Origin of the sequence: Chitinophaga sp. Cy-1792 (assembly GCF_011752935.1) — a bacterium.
Classification (GTDB): Bacteria; Bacteroidota; Bacteroidia; order Chitinophagales; family Chitinophagaceae; genus Chitinophaga.
In genome coordinates this window covers 1,434,966-1,453,255 of the sequence record NZ_VWWO01000002.1, presented here as the reverse complement: position 1 = coordinate 1,453,255, position 18,290 = coordinate 1,434,966, and the positions used below count along the sequence as shown (strand labels likewise).

The 18,290-nt window shown below is 46.9% G+C and carries 12 protein-coding genes; 7 read left to right on the top strand and 5 right to left on the bottom strand.

Annotated features, from left to right (window positions below; all coding sequences use genetic code 11):
- The first annotated feature begins 147 nt into the window (after positions 1–147).
- The 4 genes from F3J22_RS20120 to F3J22_RS20105 all read left to right on the top strand — a co-directional run bounded on the left by F3J22_RS20120 (position 148) and on the right by F3J22_RS20105 (position 4,774).
- The gene (locus F3J22_RS20120) at positions 148–1,986 is read left to right on the top strand and encodes a glycoside hydrolase family 35 protein (RefSeq protein ID WP_167019732.1); all 1,839 of its coding nucleotides are present in this window, start codon (positions 148–150) and stop codon (positions 1,984–1,986) included.
- Positions 1,987–2,156: 170 nt separating this feature from the next.
- Positions 2,157–3,602 carry a sulfatase-like hydrolase/transferase gene (locus tag F3J22_RS20115; protein ID WP_167019731.1) on the top strand — a complete coding sequence of 482 codons (1,446 nt, stop codon included), beginning with the start codon at positions 2,157–2,159 and terminating at the stop codon, positions 3,600–3,602.
- A gap of 183 nt (positions 3,603–3,785) precedes the next feature.
- On the top strand, positions 3,786–4,418 hold the full coding sequence (locus F3J22_RS20110) for a hypothetical protein (protein WP_167019730.1): 633 nt from the start codon (positions 3,786–3,788) through the stop codon (positions 4,416–4,418).
- Between the two features lie 38 nt (positions 4,419–4,456).
- A complete protein-coding gene (locus tag F3J22_RS20105; protein WP_167019729.1) occupies positions 4,457–4,774 on the top strand; it encodes a hypothetical protein in 318 nt (105 codons plus the stop codon).
- A 10-nt stretch (positions 4,775–4,784) separates the two neighbouring features.
- Here F3J22_RS20105 and F3J22_RS20100 read toward each other — a convergent pair whose 3' ends face one another.
- From F3J22_RS20100 to F3J22_RS20080, 5 genes are all read right to left on the bottom strand, one after another.
- Positions 4,785–7,166, bottom strand: coding sequence for an ABC transporter permease (locus tag F3J22_RS20100; protein ID WP_167019728.1), 2,382 nt, complete (start codon positions 7,164–7,166; stop codon positions 4,785–4,787).
- Positions 7,167–7,333: 167 nt separating this feature from the next.
- Positions 7,334–8,302 (bottom strand): dimethylarginine dimethylaminohydrolase family protein, encoded by a 969-nt coding sequence (locus F3J22_RS20095; protein ID WP_167019727.1) that lies wholly within the window; start codon positions 8,300–8,302, stop codon positions 7,334–7,336.
- Positions 8,303–8,427: 125 nt separating this feature from the next.
- On the bottom strand, positions 8,428–9,543 hold the full coding sequence (locus F3J22_RS20090) for a glycoside hydrolase family protein (protein ID WP_205195445.1): 1,116 nt from the start codon (positions 9,541–9,543) through the stop codon (positions 8,428–8,430).
- 63 nt (positions 9,544–9,606) lie between these two features.
- Positions 9,607–11,139, bottom strand: coding sequence for a sulfatase (locus F3J22_RS20085; RefSeq protein ID WP_167019726.1), 1,533 nt, complete (start codon positions 11,137–11,139; stop codon positions 9,607–9,609).
- 128 nt (positions 11,140–11,267) lie between these two features.
- A complete protein-coding gene (locus tag F3J22_RS20080; protein WP_167019725.1) occupies positions 11,268–11,843 on the bottom strand; it encodes an RNA polymerase sigma-70 factor in 576 nt (191 codons plus the stop codon).
- Between the two features lie 123 nt (positions 11,844–11,966).
- On the opposite strand from F3J22_RS20080, the gene F3J22_RS20075 reads away from it, so the two are divergent.
- The 3 genes from F3J22_RS20075 (at position 11,967) to F3J22_RS20065 (ending at position 18,252) form a co-directional block, all read left to right on the top strand.
- The gene (locus tag F3J22_RS20075; RefSeq protein WP_167019724.1) at positions 11,967–12,983 is read left to right on the top strand and encodes a FecR family protein; all 1,017 of its coding nucleotides are present in this window, start codon (positions 11,967–11,969) and stop codon (positions 12,981–12,983) included.
- A gap of 205 nt (positions 12,984–13,188) precedes the next feature.
- Entirely contained in the window at positions 13,189–16,671 is a 3,483-nt protein-coding gene (locus F3J22_RS20070; protein ID WP_167019723.1) for a SusC/RagA family TonB-linked outer membrane protein, read from the top strand.
- A gap of 12 nt (positions 16,672–16,683) precedes the next feature.
- Positions 16,684–18,252 carry a SusD/RagB family nutrient-binding outer membrane lipoprotein gene (locus F3J22_RS20065; protein WP_167019722.1) on the top strand — a complete coding sequence of 523 codons (1,569 nt, stop codon included), beginning with the start codon at positions 16,684–16,686 and terminating at the stop codon, positions 18,250–18,252.
- Positions 18,253–18,290: the final 38 nt, after the last annotated feature.

The window sequence follows — 18,290 nt, the reverse complement described above, 5'->3', positions numbered from 1 at the left end:
ACCTGACTTACTAAAGTATTATTTTTATTTCATATAGATAAAACTGTAATCATCCTACCAATAGCAAACGATTGAAATTACCAGTTGTCAAAAAAAATGTATAAAATACATTTATCGCCCTATCTTATTGTTATAATTATCAGAACAATGAAGAAATTCCTGCTGCTAGGCAGCATATTGTTAATGGGATACCTTGCCAAAGCCCAGCATACCTTTGCATTAGGCGATTCTACTTTTCTGCTGGATGGCAAGCCGTTCCAGATGATTTCCGGAGAGATGCACTACCAGCGTATTCCACGGGAATGCTGGCGCGACAGGCTGAAGATGGCGAAGGCGATGGGGCTTAACACCGTTGCCACTTACGTGTTCTGGAACCTCCATGAGCCAACGCAGGGGCATTACGATTTCTCCGGCAACAACGACGTAGCTACCTTTATTAAAATGGCCAAAGAAGAAGGCCTTTGGGTAATATTGCGTCCTAGTCCATACGGCTGCGCAGAGTGGGAGTTTGGCGGCTATCCCTACTGGCTGCAAAACCTTCCCGGACTCCAGGTACGCAGCATGGAACCACAATATATTGCTGCCTACAACAAGTACATTCATGCCATAGGTAAACAGGTAGCCGCCATGCAAATCAATCATGGTGGTAATATCATCATGACCCAGATCGAAAATGAATACGGTTCCTATGTAATACAGATGGCCAATGAAAAAAGTGCCTACGCCGCCAATACTACCTACCTTGATGAGAACCGCAAACTCTTTATCTCCGCGGGTTTTGATGGCTTACTGTATACCTGTGATCCCGGATCTGATGTAGAAAAAGGACATCTGCCCGGTTTATTGCCGGCGGTAAATGGTATCGATGACCCGGCGAAGGTAAAAGCCATTGTACGTGCCAGCCACAATGACAAAGGGCCTTATTATATTGCTGAATGGTATCCTGCCTGGTTCGACTCCTGGGGACAGCCGCACCATACCGTTCCAAGTGAAAAATTTGAGCAGCGCCTGGAACGTGTGCTGACAGCCGGTATCTCGATCAATATGTATATGTTCCACGGTGGCACCACCCGCGGTTATATGAATGGCGCCAACTACAGCGGCAATCATGACTACGCTCCGGAAGTCAGCAGCTACGATTACGACGCTCCATTGGATGAAGCCGGCAATGCTACACCTAAGTTTATGAAATTCCGGGAAATCATCAGCAGACACCTGCCTGCTGGTACTACGCTACCACCGGTACCTGCCGCAAAACCTGCCGCTGCCCTCCCAACGGTGACGTTTACACGTAGCAGTGATCTGTTCAGTCAGCTGCCGGCGCCAGTAAAAAGCGTAGATCCGTTAACGTTTGAAAAACTGGACCAGGCATATGGATTTGTTTTATACAGAACAACCATAGACGGAGGCCGTAAAGCCTCGCTGCAACTGAAAGAGCTGCGCGACTATGCCATCATATTCATCAACGGCAAACGCAGCGCCGTACTGGACCGCCGACTCAGCCAGGACAGCACCGGCATCGATCTTCCCAATGGAAAAGTAACACTGGATATACTGGTGGAAAATCTCGGCAGAATAAACTTCGGTAATTATCTCCTTGAAAATAATAAAGGTATTACCCATGCCGTACTACTGGATGGCAAGCCTGTTCATAACTGGCTCCAGTATAAACTGCCTTTCGCTGATATGCCTGTCGCAAAAAACAACTCGGCTGCTTCGGAATCACCGGCTGTTAAAACCGCCGTTTTCACGCTTGAAAAAACAGCAGATACCTACCTGGATATGAGTGGCTGGGGCAAAGGCGTGGTTTGGGTCAACGGCCACCACCTCGGCAGGTACTGGAAGATAGGACCTCAGCAAACACTTTATGTACCGGCAGCCTGGCTGAAGCCCGGGAAAAATACAATCGCTGTACTGGAGCTGCTGACCCCTGGAAAAAACACACTGACTTCCCTTGACCATCCTGTTTTGGATAAACTGCAATAGTCCTGTTTCTTTCGTATATACATGTAATATGGCAGCCTGTCCGGGCTGCCATATTACATTGACCAAAATTATAATTAACATTTTGTCTGCCTGATCCTATCATATTCGGATAATATAATACCAAATTCTTTACATAGTATGCATTAAGTTAGCCAGATCAACTGTCGCTTATGCATATACGAAAATCATGGCTTACTGCACTGGCATTCCTGTGTCTTGCCACCGGCCTGCAAGCCCAATCCAAACGCTATAACGTGCTGGTACTTTTTACGGACGACCAGCGGTTCAGCACTATTCACGCACTAAATAATCCTGATATCATTACGCCCAATATGGACCAGCTGCTGAAATCCGGCACCTGTTTCACACAGGCACATATTATGGGTTCCCTCGGTGGTGCGGTATGTGCTCCCAGCAGAGCCATGCTCCTCAGCAGCAGAAGCGTTTTCCATGTACATCAGGATGGTGGCGTAATACCACCGGCAGACATCACCTTCCCTGAATACTTCCGTGCCAATGGCTACCAGACCTTCGAGACTGGAAAATGGCACAGCGATTATGCCTCCTTCAACAGGTCTTTCGGAACCGGCGAAAATATTTTCTTCGGCGGTATGCATACAGAAAAAGAAGGCGGCCATATCTCCCCGAAGCTAACACACTATGATACTACCGGCGCTTATAAACAGCGGTTTCAAGGCGAAAAATTTTCTTCGGTCATGTATGCCGATGCAGCCGTACAATTCCTGCAACAGCAGCATACAGCGCCTTTCCTGATGTACGTAGCCTTTACCGCGCCACACGACCCACGTACACCGCCGGCAGAATACCTCAGTAAATACGATACATCTAAAATTCCGCTGCCGGCAAATTTCATGACCAGGCACCCTTTCAACAACGGTGAAATGGATGTCAGGGATGAAGTGCTGCTGGGATTCCCCCGTAACCGCGACAGCGTTAAGATGGAAATTGCGAAATACTACGCCATGATCACAGAAGTAGATCACGAAATAGGACGCGTAATGGATGCCTTGCGCAAAAGTGGTCAGCTCGAAAACACCATCATTGTCTTTGCTGGTGACAACGGCCTCGCCGTCGGGCAACATGGCTTACTCGGCAAACAGAACCTCTATGATCATTCCATGCGGGTACCGTTAATCATTGCAGGGCCAGGCATTCCAGCCAATAAACGCATAAATGCCTATTGCTACCTGAACGACGTGTTCCCTACCCTATGTGATTTAAATCATCTCTCCACGCCTGCCAGCGTAGAAGGACAATCGCTCGCCAAAGCCTTTAGCAGTAATAATTTCAAAGGGAGAAAGGAAATATTCACCACCTACTCCAACCTGCAACGTGCCATCACGATAGACAGTATGAAATATATTCTCTATAATGTTAACGGCGCGCATCCGGAGCAACTGTTCGACCTGCATAATGATCCGCTGGAACAGCACAACCTCGCAGCAGCACCACGCTACCAGCAACAGGTAGCGGCTATGCGCAGCAAGCTATTTGAAACGATGAAGTTTTACAACGACTTCTGTGACCCTACGAAACCAGGATGGGGATATCCGGAAAAACTGAAATGGGCAGATGCTTTGAAGATCAATCCGTGATCATCTGGATAAAAAAACAATCTCCCGATTACTAAAAAATATAAGCAGAAAGAGGCGCTGATAGCGCCTCTTTCTGCTTATAAAAGGTATTCGCCAAAAATCACCTGCTAAAATTTCTGTTATTTTATCTAGCTTTAGCTATTATTTATTATCTCTATTACCTACGCATTAAGCGAGAATCCTATGTTCGTATTTTTTCTCTATGGCCGGAGATGGGCCCGTATCAAGAAAGCAACCAATCACGATCATGCTTGTAGCAACTGTAACGAATTCAACATCGGCATAAATATTTACAGGCAGTATTTCCATTTTCTCTTTTTACCAATCATTCCACTTGGTTGTAAAGACACCAAAATGTTTTGCAAAACCTGCGGCGAACGGAAATATATCCCTGAATTGCAGCAGCAATATGAAAAGAAAAGCAGGACACCCTTTTACCTGTATGGAGGTCCATTGCTGTTTCTGGCCATGTGTATCGCAGCTCCAATAACAATAAACATTACGCATAATAAGAACACCCGGCTGCTTTCCAATCCGGCAGTTGGTGACGTATATACCATCCGGCAGAACGAAAGCACAGCTACCACTTATTACTTTCTTCGTGTATGCGAGATTAAGGGAGATAGCGTTTATGTATACCACAACAAACTCGCCTATAATGGCGTGGTCAGCAAGTTAAATCCGGAAGATTACTTCACTAAGGAGGAAGAACTTTCCTTTACCAGACAAGACCTAAAAGAAATGCTGGACAAAGGAGAAATCAACGATATTGATCGTGATTATGACTCCTATACAGGGTTTAATCTGGTACAATAACCTTTGCTATAATCTTCTGAACATAAAAATTTATCTCTATGATTTTACTACGTGGCAAACTGACGGCGCATATCCACAATGCTACTAACCACGATCATGTGTGCGAGAACTGCGGGGATGCTGATCTGGATGTTAATGTATTCAGAGAATATACACACCTGTTCTTTCTCCCACTATTTCCAAGCAGCTATAAGGATGTAAAAATCCAGTGCAATACCTGTGGTGAGAAAAAATTCATCGGACATCTGCAACAACAATATGAAAAGTCAACAAGAACACCACTTTACCTGTATACGGGATTAATATTGGCGATCAGTTTGATTTCATTGCCATTTATTATTGCGTTGTTTCAATAATCCAACAGGGCTACTGCGTTTTTAAACTCCGCGAAGGATTGGCCATGGCAGCTTTCAGTGCCTGATAGCTAATCGTACAGAGTGTAATCATCAACGTTAGTATGGCAATAACCAGGAAAGTCCAGATGGATATTTTCATGCGATATTCATATCCATTTAACCATTGTTCGATAAATACCCATATCAAAGGTGCGGCTACAACAAAGGAGACAACTGTCAGTACGAGGAATTCCCCGGAGATAGTAGCCCAGAGCTCCAGGACAGTAGCACCCAATACTTTCCGGATACCAATTTCGCGCGTCCGCTGATCGGCCATGAAGGTAGCCAGTCCGAAAATGCCCATGCAGCTGATAAAGATAGCCAGTATGGCAAAGAAGAGCGTTAGCCGGCCTGCTTTCTCTTCTGCTTTGAATTTGTTGTTAAATTCATCGTTGATGAAACGATAATCGAAGGGTGCATTCGGATTGTATTGCTTAAATATTTTTTCAACTTTAGTTAATGCCTGATGTGGTGTTAAGGCTGGATTTAGTTTTATGGTGATATCAGAAGCATTATTATAATCCATCATAAATACGATAGGCGCTGCCTGCGCAAAAGGCGATTCCATAATCACATCTTTTATCACTCCTACCACAAGATAAGGTTTCTGATTGAAGCGGATCATCGTATTTACCGGGTCTTTCAGGCCCATAAAAGCCACAGCACGCTCGTTGAGGATAATAGCGCTGGAATCTGTCGCGAAGCTGCGCGAAAAATCTCTCCCGGCAACAAACTTCCAGCCTACTGTGCTGCCAAAATCATGTGTCACCCATGATACACCCAGACTATGATTGAGTCCTTCCTCTTTTCCCGGCCAGTCAAAACCAGAGAGGTGCGAAAAGATGGTCCCTGCCGGATTGGAGGCTTCCGCCATATTAACGGCAGCTCCGGAACTGATTAAATCGCGGCGCAGGAGGTCATATTTCCCGTATAAATCCGGGGTGGTCATGGCTATGTTGATCAACCCGTTTTGCTCATAGCCCAAGGGCCTTTCCCGCGCATAGTTAACCTGTTGAATAATCAGTACCGTACCTGTCATCAGGGCAACGGATATGGAGAATTGAAATATCACCAGCAACTTACGCGGGTATGCCGACTGCTTCCCGGGTTTAAAAGCACCTTTAAGGACCTTGATGGTATTAAAGGAAGAAAGATAGAATGCTGGGTAACTACCGGCGAGAATGCCGGTTAAACCTACCAGGAGCAGCACCGAAGTCCAGAAGTACAGGCTGATAAAAGGAAAGTGAATCTCTTTTTCCGCCACCTGGTTAAACCAAGGCAACGTACAATACACCAGTACCAGCGCAATGATCATGGAAATGGCGGCCATCATGACGGCTTCTCCCAGGAACTGCAGGATCAGCTGTTTTCTGCCGGAGCCAATTGCCTTTCTTATGCCCACTTCCTTCGATCTGTTTTGCGATCTGGCCGTATTCAGGTTCATGAAATTTATACAAGCAAGTACCAGTACGAAAAAGCCTACCAGGCCAAATATCAGCAGGTATTTAATAGCGCCGCCCGTGTTTACGCCATGGTCGAATTCATCGTACAGGTGCCATTTGAGCATAGGGTGCATGAACACTACGGCATTGTCGTTTCTGTCGGGGCGGTTGCGTAGCATATACTTAATGGCAGTAGCGGCCTTTTCAAAATCGGCATTGGGTGCCAGTTTCGCATATAGGGTGAAAGAGTTGTCGTTCCAGTAGTCGGCAGCACGCTTCACCCATGACTGGTCTGCCACCAGGTAACTCCATGGCAGGATAAAATCTACCCCATAAAAGCTGGTATTACGGGGGAAATCTTCATAAACACCTGTTACTTTTACGGTGTTCTTATTATCGACTTTCAGGAGCTGGCCCACAGGGCTGGCTGAGCCGAAAACCGCCTGGGCACTGCTTCGGCTGATAAGCACGGTATTAGGCTCCTCCTGTTCTTTTGTGCTACCACTTAATAGTTGCAGCGATAGAATGCCTGTAATGTCTTTTTCAGCATACATTCCATTGCGGGTGATCTTCTTACTGCCATCACTGAAGATACGTCCCCAGGCACGCCTTGACAACGCCACATAGCTAAAGTAGCTGCCGTATTTTGTACGTAGTTCATTGGCTGCCGGAACAGGCATTACTGATTCAGTAGAGATTTTATGAAAAGCATTGTTGTTCCAGTGGTGCATCAGCTGTACATTCCGTGAAGCAGCGGGAAACTGCCTGTCGAATGATATTTCGTCGGTAATCCATAACCCTATTAGGATAGCCACTGCCATGCCGAGCGCAAGGCCAAGGATATTGATAACAGTAAATCCCTTGCTTCTGAGCAGATTTCGGCAGGCTATACGAAAATAATTACGCAACATATGCTACAAGTATTTATTTACTATCGGCATTACAATAGCATACCAGGATTTTTTGGTTTGATTATCAATATCTTGAGAAAAGGGATTTTGGTGATGCTGTTCAAATATAAGACACCCGCTGTTCAAAAGCGAACATCGGCAGGCAAAAATAGGTGGGCGTGTAAGGATCAGCCCTTTCTCAGGAGTGGTTGCGTACTACAGCGGAAAGAACCACCGAAGCTTCTGCTGATACTGAATTCGATGTATTCCACTTTTATACCGAATGCGGCTACCTGTTCACCGATAAAGGAAAATGCCGGATCGGTGATATATACTTCCGGGGATACGGGCAATCCGTTTGTAGCCAGCATGGTAGCATGTTCCATGGTCACCCTGATCTTTTGCCAGTCTTTAAAATACGCCGGTAAACCATCAATAAACGCTTCTTCACAAACTACCATCAGGCCGTTGCGGATGAGCCCCAGGGCGCAGTCGAGGTGAAGGATATTGGGCGACAACCGCACCATTTCCACTTTGTAGCCATATTTTCCCATAAACTTTTTCAGCCAGGCGGCGCCGGCAGCATTGGACGCCAGGCCTGAGTTGCCTACCAGGATGGTATCTCCCAGTACGATGACATCCCCTCCTTCCAGGAAGGGGCCTTCGCCTAACGTGGTATCGTCAGGAGCGGCAATAGCCGGCTGCGGGGTAGCCACATAGGTACAATCTGCCGGCAATACTTCGGTGTTCATGATATTGCGTACCGGCAGCACTTCATGGCGGCGGTGCAGAAAACGCATGGAGCCTTCTATCACACAGTTTCCTATCGTAAAAAAGGGGTCACGTACAAAGAAATTAGCGTAGCCATCATCGCCGGCAGCCTGCTTTTCTGCTGCTGTCAGCTTCCTGGGATGCAGTACTTCCACACCATATTTTTCCAGTACCTGCCGGAGGTCCAGGCGCTCCTGCTCCCAACGCCGCTGCTTTTCCGGATGAGCTTCGCTGAAGTCCATACCAATATGTGCTTCCACATCGCTGACAGATGCCGGCGGCAAAAACCGAAGGTCATCTTCCCGTACCTTTCTCGCATAACCGAATTCTGACGCTGCCAGCACTACCCTTTTCAGGGTTGCATACTCATTCTCCACATAAATCATATGTCTGTGTTTTCCAGTAAATACAATAATGAAGGAAGAAATGTTCAGTGCAGCACCTCCATAAATAAGCCTCCCGGAAGAGTTCCGGAAGGCTTATGCTTTTTAATTACGTATAGTCTTATAAGTTAGTGCTTCAATGGAATGACCATATTCCAGGTTTTATCTACCTGGTAAGGCCGCAGCCCTGAGCCAGTGGCCGCGAACAGATGGGTGGGCTTTCCGTTTTCAAACAGCAGGAATGGCCGTTCAAAATTCGCCTGGTGCGTAACAGTACCATCGTCCCATTTAACAGTACGGGAGTACGCTTTCACAGGATCAGAAAGTTTCCAGTCTACCCCATTTTTGGAAGTAGCATGAATACCGCCACCTTCTTCACCACATATCCTGCCAAAACGGTCTTTCATGATCAGTTCATAATGGTCTTTGTTCCACCATACAAACGGATCTTCCACATCGCTTTCATTCTCTTTTGTACTTTTAAAATCGAACACAGGGGCATCTGAAAGGCGCTCATATGGCCCTTCATATCCATGTTTCGACAGCGCGGCGCCCAGCATCAGCGGTGGTTCAGGACCATGCGGACTGGATTTATACATCAGGTAGATGTCACCATCAGGGCGTACTACCGGCGAAGGATTGGAAATGATAGAGGCATCCCATTTACCGGGGCGCGGGTTCATCAGCGGATGACTGATCCTTTTCCAGGGTCCTTTTACGGAGTCGGAAACAGCTACAGCGGCGCGTTTATGCATCCAGGCCTGCTGCGCAACACCGTTGGCCCAGATATCCGTTGCATCTTCGGGCATCGGGAAATCATAGGTAACGCCAACATAATACAGCAGGTATTGACCTTTGTATTTTGTGATACGCGGATTAAAAGTACACCTGCCATCAAACCATTCCTTTCCCCTCGGCGACATCACCACTTCTGCAAAAGTATAAGGCCCTTCGGGCGTATCAGCCACAGCCCTGACGATTTCTGAGTTGGTCACCCATTTACCAAAGCCCACTGCTTTCGGCCAGCGGGAGGCGAACATATGGTAGCGGCCATCTTCCCCCTTCACTACGGAAGGATCCCAGATCCAGTAATCATCCATCATAAAGCCACCGTTCTTAACCGCCGGCAGGAGTTTATCTGCGAAAGATGGCCCCTGAAACAGGGAGCCGACATCCAGTGAATTTACCATAGCCGGCAATATCAGTCCACCGGATAATTTTCTCACAAAATCTCTTCTTTGCATATACTATCTTCTTTAATAAAGATGATGAAATATATTCTGTTATACTTCGTATAACCTTTACCGTTATTTAACCTCCACTTTCATCAAAGCGGCAGCTTCTGTATCGTCGTACTTCGTAATTAAATCCGAGAGCTGCTTTTTCAGCTTCGCGGTAATAGCCTCATAGCCTTTCTGGCCATAGAGATTGTGCATTTCAGATTTGTCCGTATCCAGATCAAATAACTCCCACGCATCTACGCGTTCGTAAAAGCGAATAAGTTTATAGCGCTGTGTTTTGATACCAAACTGCGGCGACACATGATGCACGGTATTTTCATAATAATGATAATACATGGCTTCTCTGCCTTTTTGCTTTGTATGTTTCAGTAATGGCAACATGGATTCACCCTGCATATCAGCCGGCACCTTCATACCTGCTGCATCCAGGATGGTAGGCGCAATGTCGAGGTTCATCACAAAATCCTTATTGACAGTTCCCGGCTTTAAAACACCCGGATAACGCATCACCATCGGAGTTCTGAACGACTCTTCATACATCCAGCGCTTATCAAACCAGCCATGTTCTCCCATAAAAAATCCCTGGTCAGACATATAAATAACAATCGTATTTTTTGTCAGCTGGTGTTTATCCAGGTATTGGAGTGTTCGGCTGATATTGCGGTCCAGGGCTGCTACTGTACTATAGTAATCGCGCAGGTAACGCTGGAATTTCCATTCAACCAATGCTTTACCGGAAAGATTTTTTGCTTTCAGCTCCTCCCGGATCTTATTGTAATAGGTATCGAAAGCGCTGCGCTGTGAGGGCGACATACGTTTAGTATTATTCCACTTATCTTCTTCTTCCTGGTTGGTGAACATCTTCAGGTCATAACTCATGGTCATGGTTTTATCGATGGTCATATCCTGTACTGCTGCTGCCTTCCTGGAATTATAATCATCGTAGAAGTTGGCTGGCAACGGGAAAGTAATACCATCATATCTGCCCAGATCACAGGTATCAGGGAACCATTCGCGGTGGGTGGCCTTATGTCCTATCACGAGGCAGAAAGGTTTTGTAGTATCGCGCTGATCCAGCCAGTTCTCTGCCTTATCTTCAATGATGTTGCTAACATATCCGCTGGCACGTGAAATGGAGCTATCCATTTCTATAAAATCGGGATTGTAGTATTGTCCCTGTCCGGGTAAGATTTCCCAGTGGCTGAAGCCCTGTGGTTTGGTTTCCAGGTGCCATTTACCGATCCAGGCGGTCTGGTAGCCATTTTGGGTCAGCTCTTTAATGAAGGAGGGCTGGGAGCCATCGAAGCGGGAGTGGTCGTTATCCTTAAAACCATTTTTATGAGAATATTTTCCGGTGAGAATGGTAGCTCTGCTTGGGCCGCATAGGGAATTCGTAACATAGGCACGGTCAAATCTTGTTCCTTCCTGTGCGATCCTGTCTATACCGGGCGTTTTAACCAGTTTGTTGCCATAGGCGCCAATGGCCTGAAACGCGTGATCATCAGAAATGATAATGATCACATTGGGTCTTTGCTGTGCGAATGCAGTGGAGGTAACTGCAAGAGAGAATAACACAGACATCCAATTTCGTAGTCTCATTGCTTACTGTTTTATTGACCGGAAAAATAGAATGCTTTTTTTATAATTATGCTATTTTTTTGATCAGCAACATCAACGGCTGTTGTTGACTTTTGGATAGGCGCTGCTGTTAGGGGTTCCGACTGGTTTTATAACTGTGGTAATTTTTGTGTGGTTGTTTGCAATTGCGTTGCGGCAAGGATTTTACGTACGGCAATGGCCATCTGTGCTTCTACCGTTTTTACGGACAGATCCAGCAGTGTGGCTACCTCTTTATATTTCAGTCCATCTTCCTTAATCAGTTTAAATATCAGCCTGCAACGTGGTGGCAGGCTGGCAATGGCGTCTGCCAGCTGCTTCATCATCTCAGCAGATATCATAAGCTTTTCAGGATCGGCGGTAATTTTCAGGTCCTCTCCGATGGCAGTGCTGATATCAGTGGTATACTTTGCCTGTTCTTTGCTGAGTTTTGCAATGGCGTCATTCTTTACACTGGTATACAGGTAAAGGTCCAGGTTATGAATGGCAGGAAGGCGGCTTCTTTTTGTCCATAGCATTACCAGGGCATCGTTGGCAATTTCTTCCGCCAGTTCCTTCAGCTTCACAATAGAATAGCTTAACCTGAAAAGGCGTATGAAATAATGTTGGTACACCAGCTTAAACGCCTGCTGGTCATCACACACGACGATCCGTTCGATCAGATCACTAATCTCGATTTTGGTCATTACGTCTGTAATTTACGTATAAAAGAAGCTCGCATGATGATGGTAAATTACCCTTACCTGATCTGATTTTGTTTTTTTTGAAATTCTTTAGGGGTTTCTTACAGAATACCACTCCTTAATTGCATGGAAAATGAAAGAGTCCTGTTTTTACTAACCCGAAAATTAGCCGGAGAGGCTACGCCACTGGAGCTGGACGAACTGTCTGCGCTGCTGCAGGCAGATCCTTCCCTGCAATATAGTGTTTCCCTGCTGGAGCAGCTGGAAAGCGAAGCCGTATTGTCGCCGGCGGAAGAGGACCAGTTATTGCAGCAGCGACTGTCGCAGTTAACATTAGATGAAACAGTACCTGCAAAACAGTACCCTATAAGATCTATCCTCAAATGGGCCGCAGCAGCGGTTATCGGCACGCTGATGGTATGGTCGGGCAAACATTATTTCTTATCCTCTCCCGCTATAAAAACCATCAGTGCAAAGGAAATCGCTACCAAACCGGGTTCCCGTACCAGTGTAGTATTGGAAGACGGCACGAAGGTCTGGCTGAATGCAGATAGTAAAATCGAAGCGGTAAAAGGGAAAAGAGAAGTCACGCTTACCGGTGAAGCCTATTTTGATGTAATGAGTGATGCCAACAATCCGTTCATTGTGCACGTAAGCGGTGTAGATGTACGTGTATTGGGTACCACACTCAACATCAGGGCCTATCCGGGGCAGGGCACTGTTGAAACCGCGCTGATAAATGGTAAGCTGGAAGTAGAACTAAAAGAAGGCGCCGGCAGAAAAATCCTGTTATTACCCGGACAAAAAGCCACCATATCTACTACAGAGAAAAATACAGACCCGGCTGCACCACCTATTGGTTTTACGGTGAGCAATATGACCACCGATTCCGCCACTGGAGCGCCTCCTGAAACAGGCTGGATGAGTAACAGTATATCATTTAAACAACAAAATCTGCCAGATATAATAAAAGAGTTAGAAAGATGGTATGGGGTAAATATCTGGATAGAGAACAACAGGTACGACAATGAAATAATCACCGGAACATTCAAAGATAAAGACCTCCACCAGGTACTGCAGGCACTGCAACTTTCGGCAGGCTTTAAATACAGGACAGACAGCCTGGGAGTACATATTTACTAACGCAAAAAAGAACGTATGCTGTAAGAAAATTCCAACTATTCTAATTAAAAAGGCAGGAAGTGTTGGCCCACTCCCTGCCCGAAAGGATTGAACACTATTTACTATATCTCCTTGCTTGAACACCGGGAGATGTAAATGGCATTTTATTACCCAGAATCTAAAGATAATGAAGAAAAAGCAGGCAATTAAAAAGATTTTATTGCTTATGAAGCTGACTACATTCCTGATTTGCGCAGCCTGCATGCAAGTGGCTGCCAAAGGTTATGCCCAGGTCAAACTCTCCCTGAACTATGCCGATGTAAGCTTAAACAGTCTACTCGATAGTATTGAAAAGAAAAGTAATTACACGTTCGTTTACAACAACAAACTGACGCTTCAATCAGATAAGGTAAGCGTCCGGGTAACAGAGAAAACGGTGCCGGAAATTCTTAGCGGTGTACTTACGCCCATCGGGCTTGATTTTAAGATCATGCAGGGCAATATGGTGATTATCCTTCCCGCCGCAGAAACGCCACAGCAGCAGAAAGTCAGTGGCCGGGCCACAGACAAAACAGGTATGCCGCTGATTGGTGTCACCGTTAAGGTAGAGGGCGCCGCCAACGGCACCACTACCGATGCACAAGGTGCCTATACCCTCTCTATTCCTGATGGGAAAGGGGCGCTGGTATTCAGCTTTATTGGTTACCTGCCACAGCGCGTTGCCATAGAAAACCGCTCCCATATTGATGTTATCCTCCAGGAAGACACCAAAGGGCTGAATGAAGTAGTAGTAACGGCCATGGGTATTACCCGCCAGAAACGTTCCCTGACCTATGCTGTCAGTGAAGTGAAAGCGGCAGAGATCATGCATGCAGGTGCCGATAATATCGGTAGTGCGCTGGTAGGTAAATTACCGGGCGTAGACCTCGTAGGCATGGCCGGTGGCCCTATGGGTGGTACCCGCATCAATATCCGCGGTATCAATTCAATCGATGGAAACAGCCGCCCGCTCATCGTACTGGATGGTATCCCCGTTAATGACAATGACGACGGATTTTCTGGCCGCGGCAGCGGCGGAACCGCAAAAGGTTCCCTCCTGAACTATATCAACCCGGACGACATCGAGTCACTGACCGTGCTGAAAGGCGCCAACGCCGCTGCACTCTATGGCTCACAGGCCCTCAACGGTGTAATCGTTATTACCACCAAAAAAGGTAAAGGCGGCAGAAAAGGTTTAGGCGTAGAAGTTTATAGCGACTATACCTACAACCAACGCGCCTTTCTGCCTAAATACCAGAACGAATACGGCTCCGGAACAACACCGTATTTTACGTCTTTCGCAGCAGATGGCACGCCTATCTATACGGGTACCTCCACGCTGAACTTCGGCCCTAAACTGGATGGCAGTACCGTACAATGGTGGGATGGCCAGCGTCGTCCATGGGTAGGACAACCAGATAACTTCAAAGACATCTTCAAAGATGGCTTTACCAACAGCAACCGCGCCAGTGTAAACGGCAATTCCGACAAAGGCTTCTTCCGGCTCTCTCTGACCAACTTCAACTACGGCGGGTTCCTGCCGGAAATGAAACAGGGCCGCAACACCGTGTCGCTGGCAAGTGGCTACCAGGTGTCCAGCAAGGTAAAGGTAGATGTACAGCTGATGTACAATAATATCGACAACCAGAACCCGCCACAGCGTATAGACAGAGCGTCCAACTATCCTATGCCCAGGAATGAGCTGACCTCTCTGTATGAAAGCAATTATAAAAACGCACTGGGTTATTATCTCACCGACTCTATTAAAAAAATCTCCGGCAACCTGCGCGATAATATCCTGCGCCCATTGTTCTGGGACCAGCGCGAGAATCTCTATACCTCCAACCAGCAGCAGCTGTTTGGAAGCATCACTGCTACCATTGAGATCATCAAACCTTTGAGTCTGCGCCTGCGCTATGGTACCGACAGATACTATATCCTCAGCGAATCCAAAGAGAAATGGCTACAGGCATCAGATCCTACCAACATCAACGATCAGCAGGGCAGCTATTCCCGTACCATCGACAATAACTACAGGAACTACGCCGAAGCGTTGCTCACCTATAACAAATCGCTGGGTAAAGACTTCAAGCTGGGTGTTACTGCCGGTACTTCTTTTGATGACCAGTACGGATACGCCAATACCGCCTATACCAGAGGATTACGCTTCCGGGATATCTTCTCCCTGAATAACAGTAAAGCCAACGACAACAACCCTCCAAGAGGCAGCAGCGGCGGTGAACGTTATATGGCCGCTTTTGGTTCCGCACAGCTGGGCTACCGCGATTACTTATTCCTGGACCTTACCGGCCGCAACGACTGGTCCAGCAAGCTGCCCACCAAAAACCGCAGCTATTTCTATCCTTCTGTAGGGTTGAGCTATGTGTTGTCTGAAGCCGTGAAACTGCCGGAAATCATCAACTACATGAAGTTCCGCGGTTCGTATGCACAAGTAGGCAATACCGTGCCTTCCCGCTACTTTGCCAACGAAGGTTATACCTACACCTCTTACCTGCGCCCGGATGGTACCAGCGCTGTAATGACAGGTGTTAACGCCAGCGTGCCACCACTGGATATCAGGGCGGAGAAGAACTATTCCCTGGAATTCGGTATGGAAGCCGCCGTGCTGGAAAACAGGCTGACACTCGACCTGACCTATTACAGCAATAAAGGCGTAGACCTGATCAATGCCGTAAACGTAACACCATCCAGTGGCGCTACCAGCATCCGTATCAACTCCGGCTCCATGTCCAACAAAGGGCTGGAAATCCAGCTGAAAGCGGACGTACTGAGAGGTCATGCCTTTGGCTGGCAGACTACCCTCAACGGCTCTACGATAAAAAGAAAAGTATTATCCCTTGCCGACGGGATCAAAGAAAGAGTGATCGGCAACCCATTCAGTGCAGTATTCAAAGCCGTACCAGGCAACGCCCCATATGACATATACATGAACAAAATTGCCAGAGACGCTAAAACCGGCCTTCCCGTTGTAGATGCCAATGGTTTATGGACTTTTGAAGGAACACTGTCTAACATGGGTAACGCCTTACCTAAATGGTATGGTGGCTTCATCAATGATTTCTCTTACAAAAACTTCCTCTTCACAGTAGTGATGGACTATCGCTATGGCGGTAAAATCGTTTCCTATTCCAATATCCTGATGAATGCCGCGGGTGTATCTAAACAATCCCTGTATGGCCGCGACACAGAACATGGTGGTATTGCCTTCTACACCAACGACCAGGGTAAAAATATCCGACTGCAGGATGGCCAGCAGCCACCAGCAGGTAAAACCTTGCGTACAGATGGTATGATCGTTCCGGGAGTTAAACAGGATGGTTCTGCCAATGATATCATTGTTTCCGCAGCCAACTACTACAACAGCCGTTATGGCAACTTCGGAACAGAAGATGCGGTATTTGACAACAACTATATCCGACTGGGAGAGTTATCCCTGGCTTACCGCCTGCCGGCGAATATCTGCCAGCGCCTGAAAGTGCAGACAGTGACCATTTCCCTGATTGCACGTAACGTGGCCTATCTCTACAAATCGTTACCGAATGTAGTACCAAACAGCGGACTCGGTACCGATGCGGTGAACAGCAATTTCGAATATACCGCGTTCCCGTCTGCAAGGAACCTCGGTGGATCTGTTAAAGTAAACTTCTAAACTACAACCGTTATGAATTTAAAGAAATCAGCGATCGCAGGATTATTAGTGGCCATGGCAGTTACCGGTTGTAAGCGGAATATGGACGACCTGTTCAACAACCCGGAAACCTTTACCAGCACCAAAATCGAATACCTGCTGCCTACTGCTATCGATGCAACCATCCGTCAGGATTATGTATCTTCCTATAACAACTATTTCCGCTTCCTGGCACCGATGATGCAGCTGACGGCATCTTCCGTGGATCCTGTAAGTGGTAATTTCTATCGTGTCACCAGCGACAAAGGCGAGTGGAGCAACTATTATCTTACCAAAATGCTCAATGTAATTGCCATCGAAAACAATTACAAATACAAACTTACCGCGGCACAACAGGAAGAATATAAAATCTATTACCACCTCGCAAAAGTAATCGGTGCCTATGCTACCGGCCAGGCCACCGATCTTTTTGACGACATCCCCTATAAAGATGGTTTTGCCGCGCAGAATTCCTTGTACGGACAACCTGTCAACTACTACCCTGCCTACGATAACCAGCAAACTGTTTATTACAGTATCCTGGATGATCTGAAAGCAGCAGCCGATTACCTGAGTACTGCACAGCTGCAGCCCACGCTCTATGAAAGCCATAAATCACTGGCAGTACAGGACATCCTGTATAAGGGTAACCTGAGCCGCTGGGTGAAAATGGCCAACTCCCTGCGTTTGCGCCTGGCCATGCGTATTTCAGCGGTAGATCAGGCCAGGGCCAAACAGGAACTGACAGACCTGATGCAGAACAATCAACCACTGATTACGGACAACGCTGATAATGCGGTGTTGCTGATTGGTAACCAGTCGTACGGCGGTTCCAGCAACACCATCCTGCGTGCACTCAACGAAAACCTGACCTATCAGTATGCGCCAAAATTTGTGGTAGACCAGATGCAGCAGGCCGGCGATCCACGTCTGCCGATATTCTTCGGCAAAGGTGACACTACCGCTATCGTTGGGTTACCTGCTTCTGTTGGCAGCAGAACATTTGATGTAACCAAAGCAGCAGTGATAGATACGGTAACGTTTACACGTAATACCAATTTACCTACAGGTATTGTTATAAGTGCGGCAGATGTCTGCTTTTTACTGGCAGAAGCACGTCAGCAGAACCTGATCAGCACCAGCGACGCCAAAACCTACTATGAGAACGGCATTCGCGCGTCTATCTCCTGGTATTACAGTCTGTACCTGGGTAGCCCGGTTGCTAAAAAACCAGGTATCACCGCCCAGCCGGATGCCAATGCCATCAATACTTTGCTGGCCAGTTCAAGCTACGCCTTCAACAGCGCAAACGCCCTGGCACAGATTGGTTTACAGAAATACCTGAACACCAATTTCATGGAGATGAACGAAACCTATGCAGAGTTCAGAAGACTGGATTATCCGCAACTGCCGGCAGATATCTACGAAGGCCAGCAACAGAATGCGAGCTTCCCGGTAAGGTACTTCTACCCTACCTCAGAAGCGGCCAATAATTCTGAAAACTTCAGTAAAGTAGGTGCCAAAAATAATATGACTACCCGCGTATGGTGGGATGTGAAATAAGATTACAAGAACAATGGACAAATAAGAAAAGGCCCTCT

Coding starts and splice junctions, on each gene's coding strand:
- F3J22_RS20105 (WP_167019729.1), top strand. CDS start 4,457: ATGATTTTACTACGTGGCAAACTGACGGCGCATATCCACAATGCTACT.
- F3J22_RS20070 (WP_167019723.1), top strand. CDS start 13,189: ATGAAGCTGACTACATTCCTGATTTGCGCAGCCTGCATGCAAGTGGCT.
- F3J22_RS20115 (WP_167019731.1), top strand. CDS start 2,157: ATGCATATACGAAAATCATGGCTTACTGCACTGGCATTCCTGTGTCTT.
- F3J22_RS20075 (WP_167019724.1), top strand. CDS start 11,967: ATGGAAAATGAAAGAGTCCTGTTTTTACTAACCCGAAAATTAGCCGGA.
- F3J22_RS20100 (WP_167019728.1), bottom strand. CDS start 7,166: ATGTTGCGTAATTATTTTCGTATAGCCTGCCGAAATCTGCTCAGAAGC.
- F3J22_RS20120 (WP_167019732.1), top strand. CDS start 148: ATGAAGAAATTCCTGCTGCTAGGCAGCATATTGTTAATGGGATACCTT.
- F3J22_RS20090 (WP_205195445.1), bottom strand. CDS start 9,543: ATGCAAAGAAGAGATTTTGTGAGAAAATTATCCGGTGGACTGATATTG.
- F3J22_RS20110 (WP_167019730.1), top strand. CDS start 3,786: ATGTTCGTATTTTTTCTCTATGGCCGGAGATGGGCCCGTATCAAGAAA.
- F3J22_RS20065 (WP_167019722.1), top strand. CDS start 16,684: ATGAATTTAAAGAAATCAGCGATCGCAGGATTATTAGTGGCCATGGCA.
- F3J22_RS20085 (WP_167019726.1), bottom strand. CDS start 11,139: ATGAGACTACGAAATTGGATGTCTGTGTTATTCTCTCTTGCAGTTACC.
- F3J22_RS20095 (WP_167019727.1), bottom strand. CDS start 8,302: ATGATTTATGTGGAGAATGAGTATGCAACCCTGAAAAGGGTAGTGCTG.
- F3J22_RS20080 (WP_167019725.1), bottom strand. CDS start 11,843: ATGACCAAAATCGAGATTAGTGATCTGATCGAACGGATCGTCGTGTGT.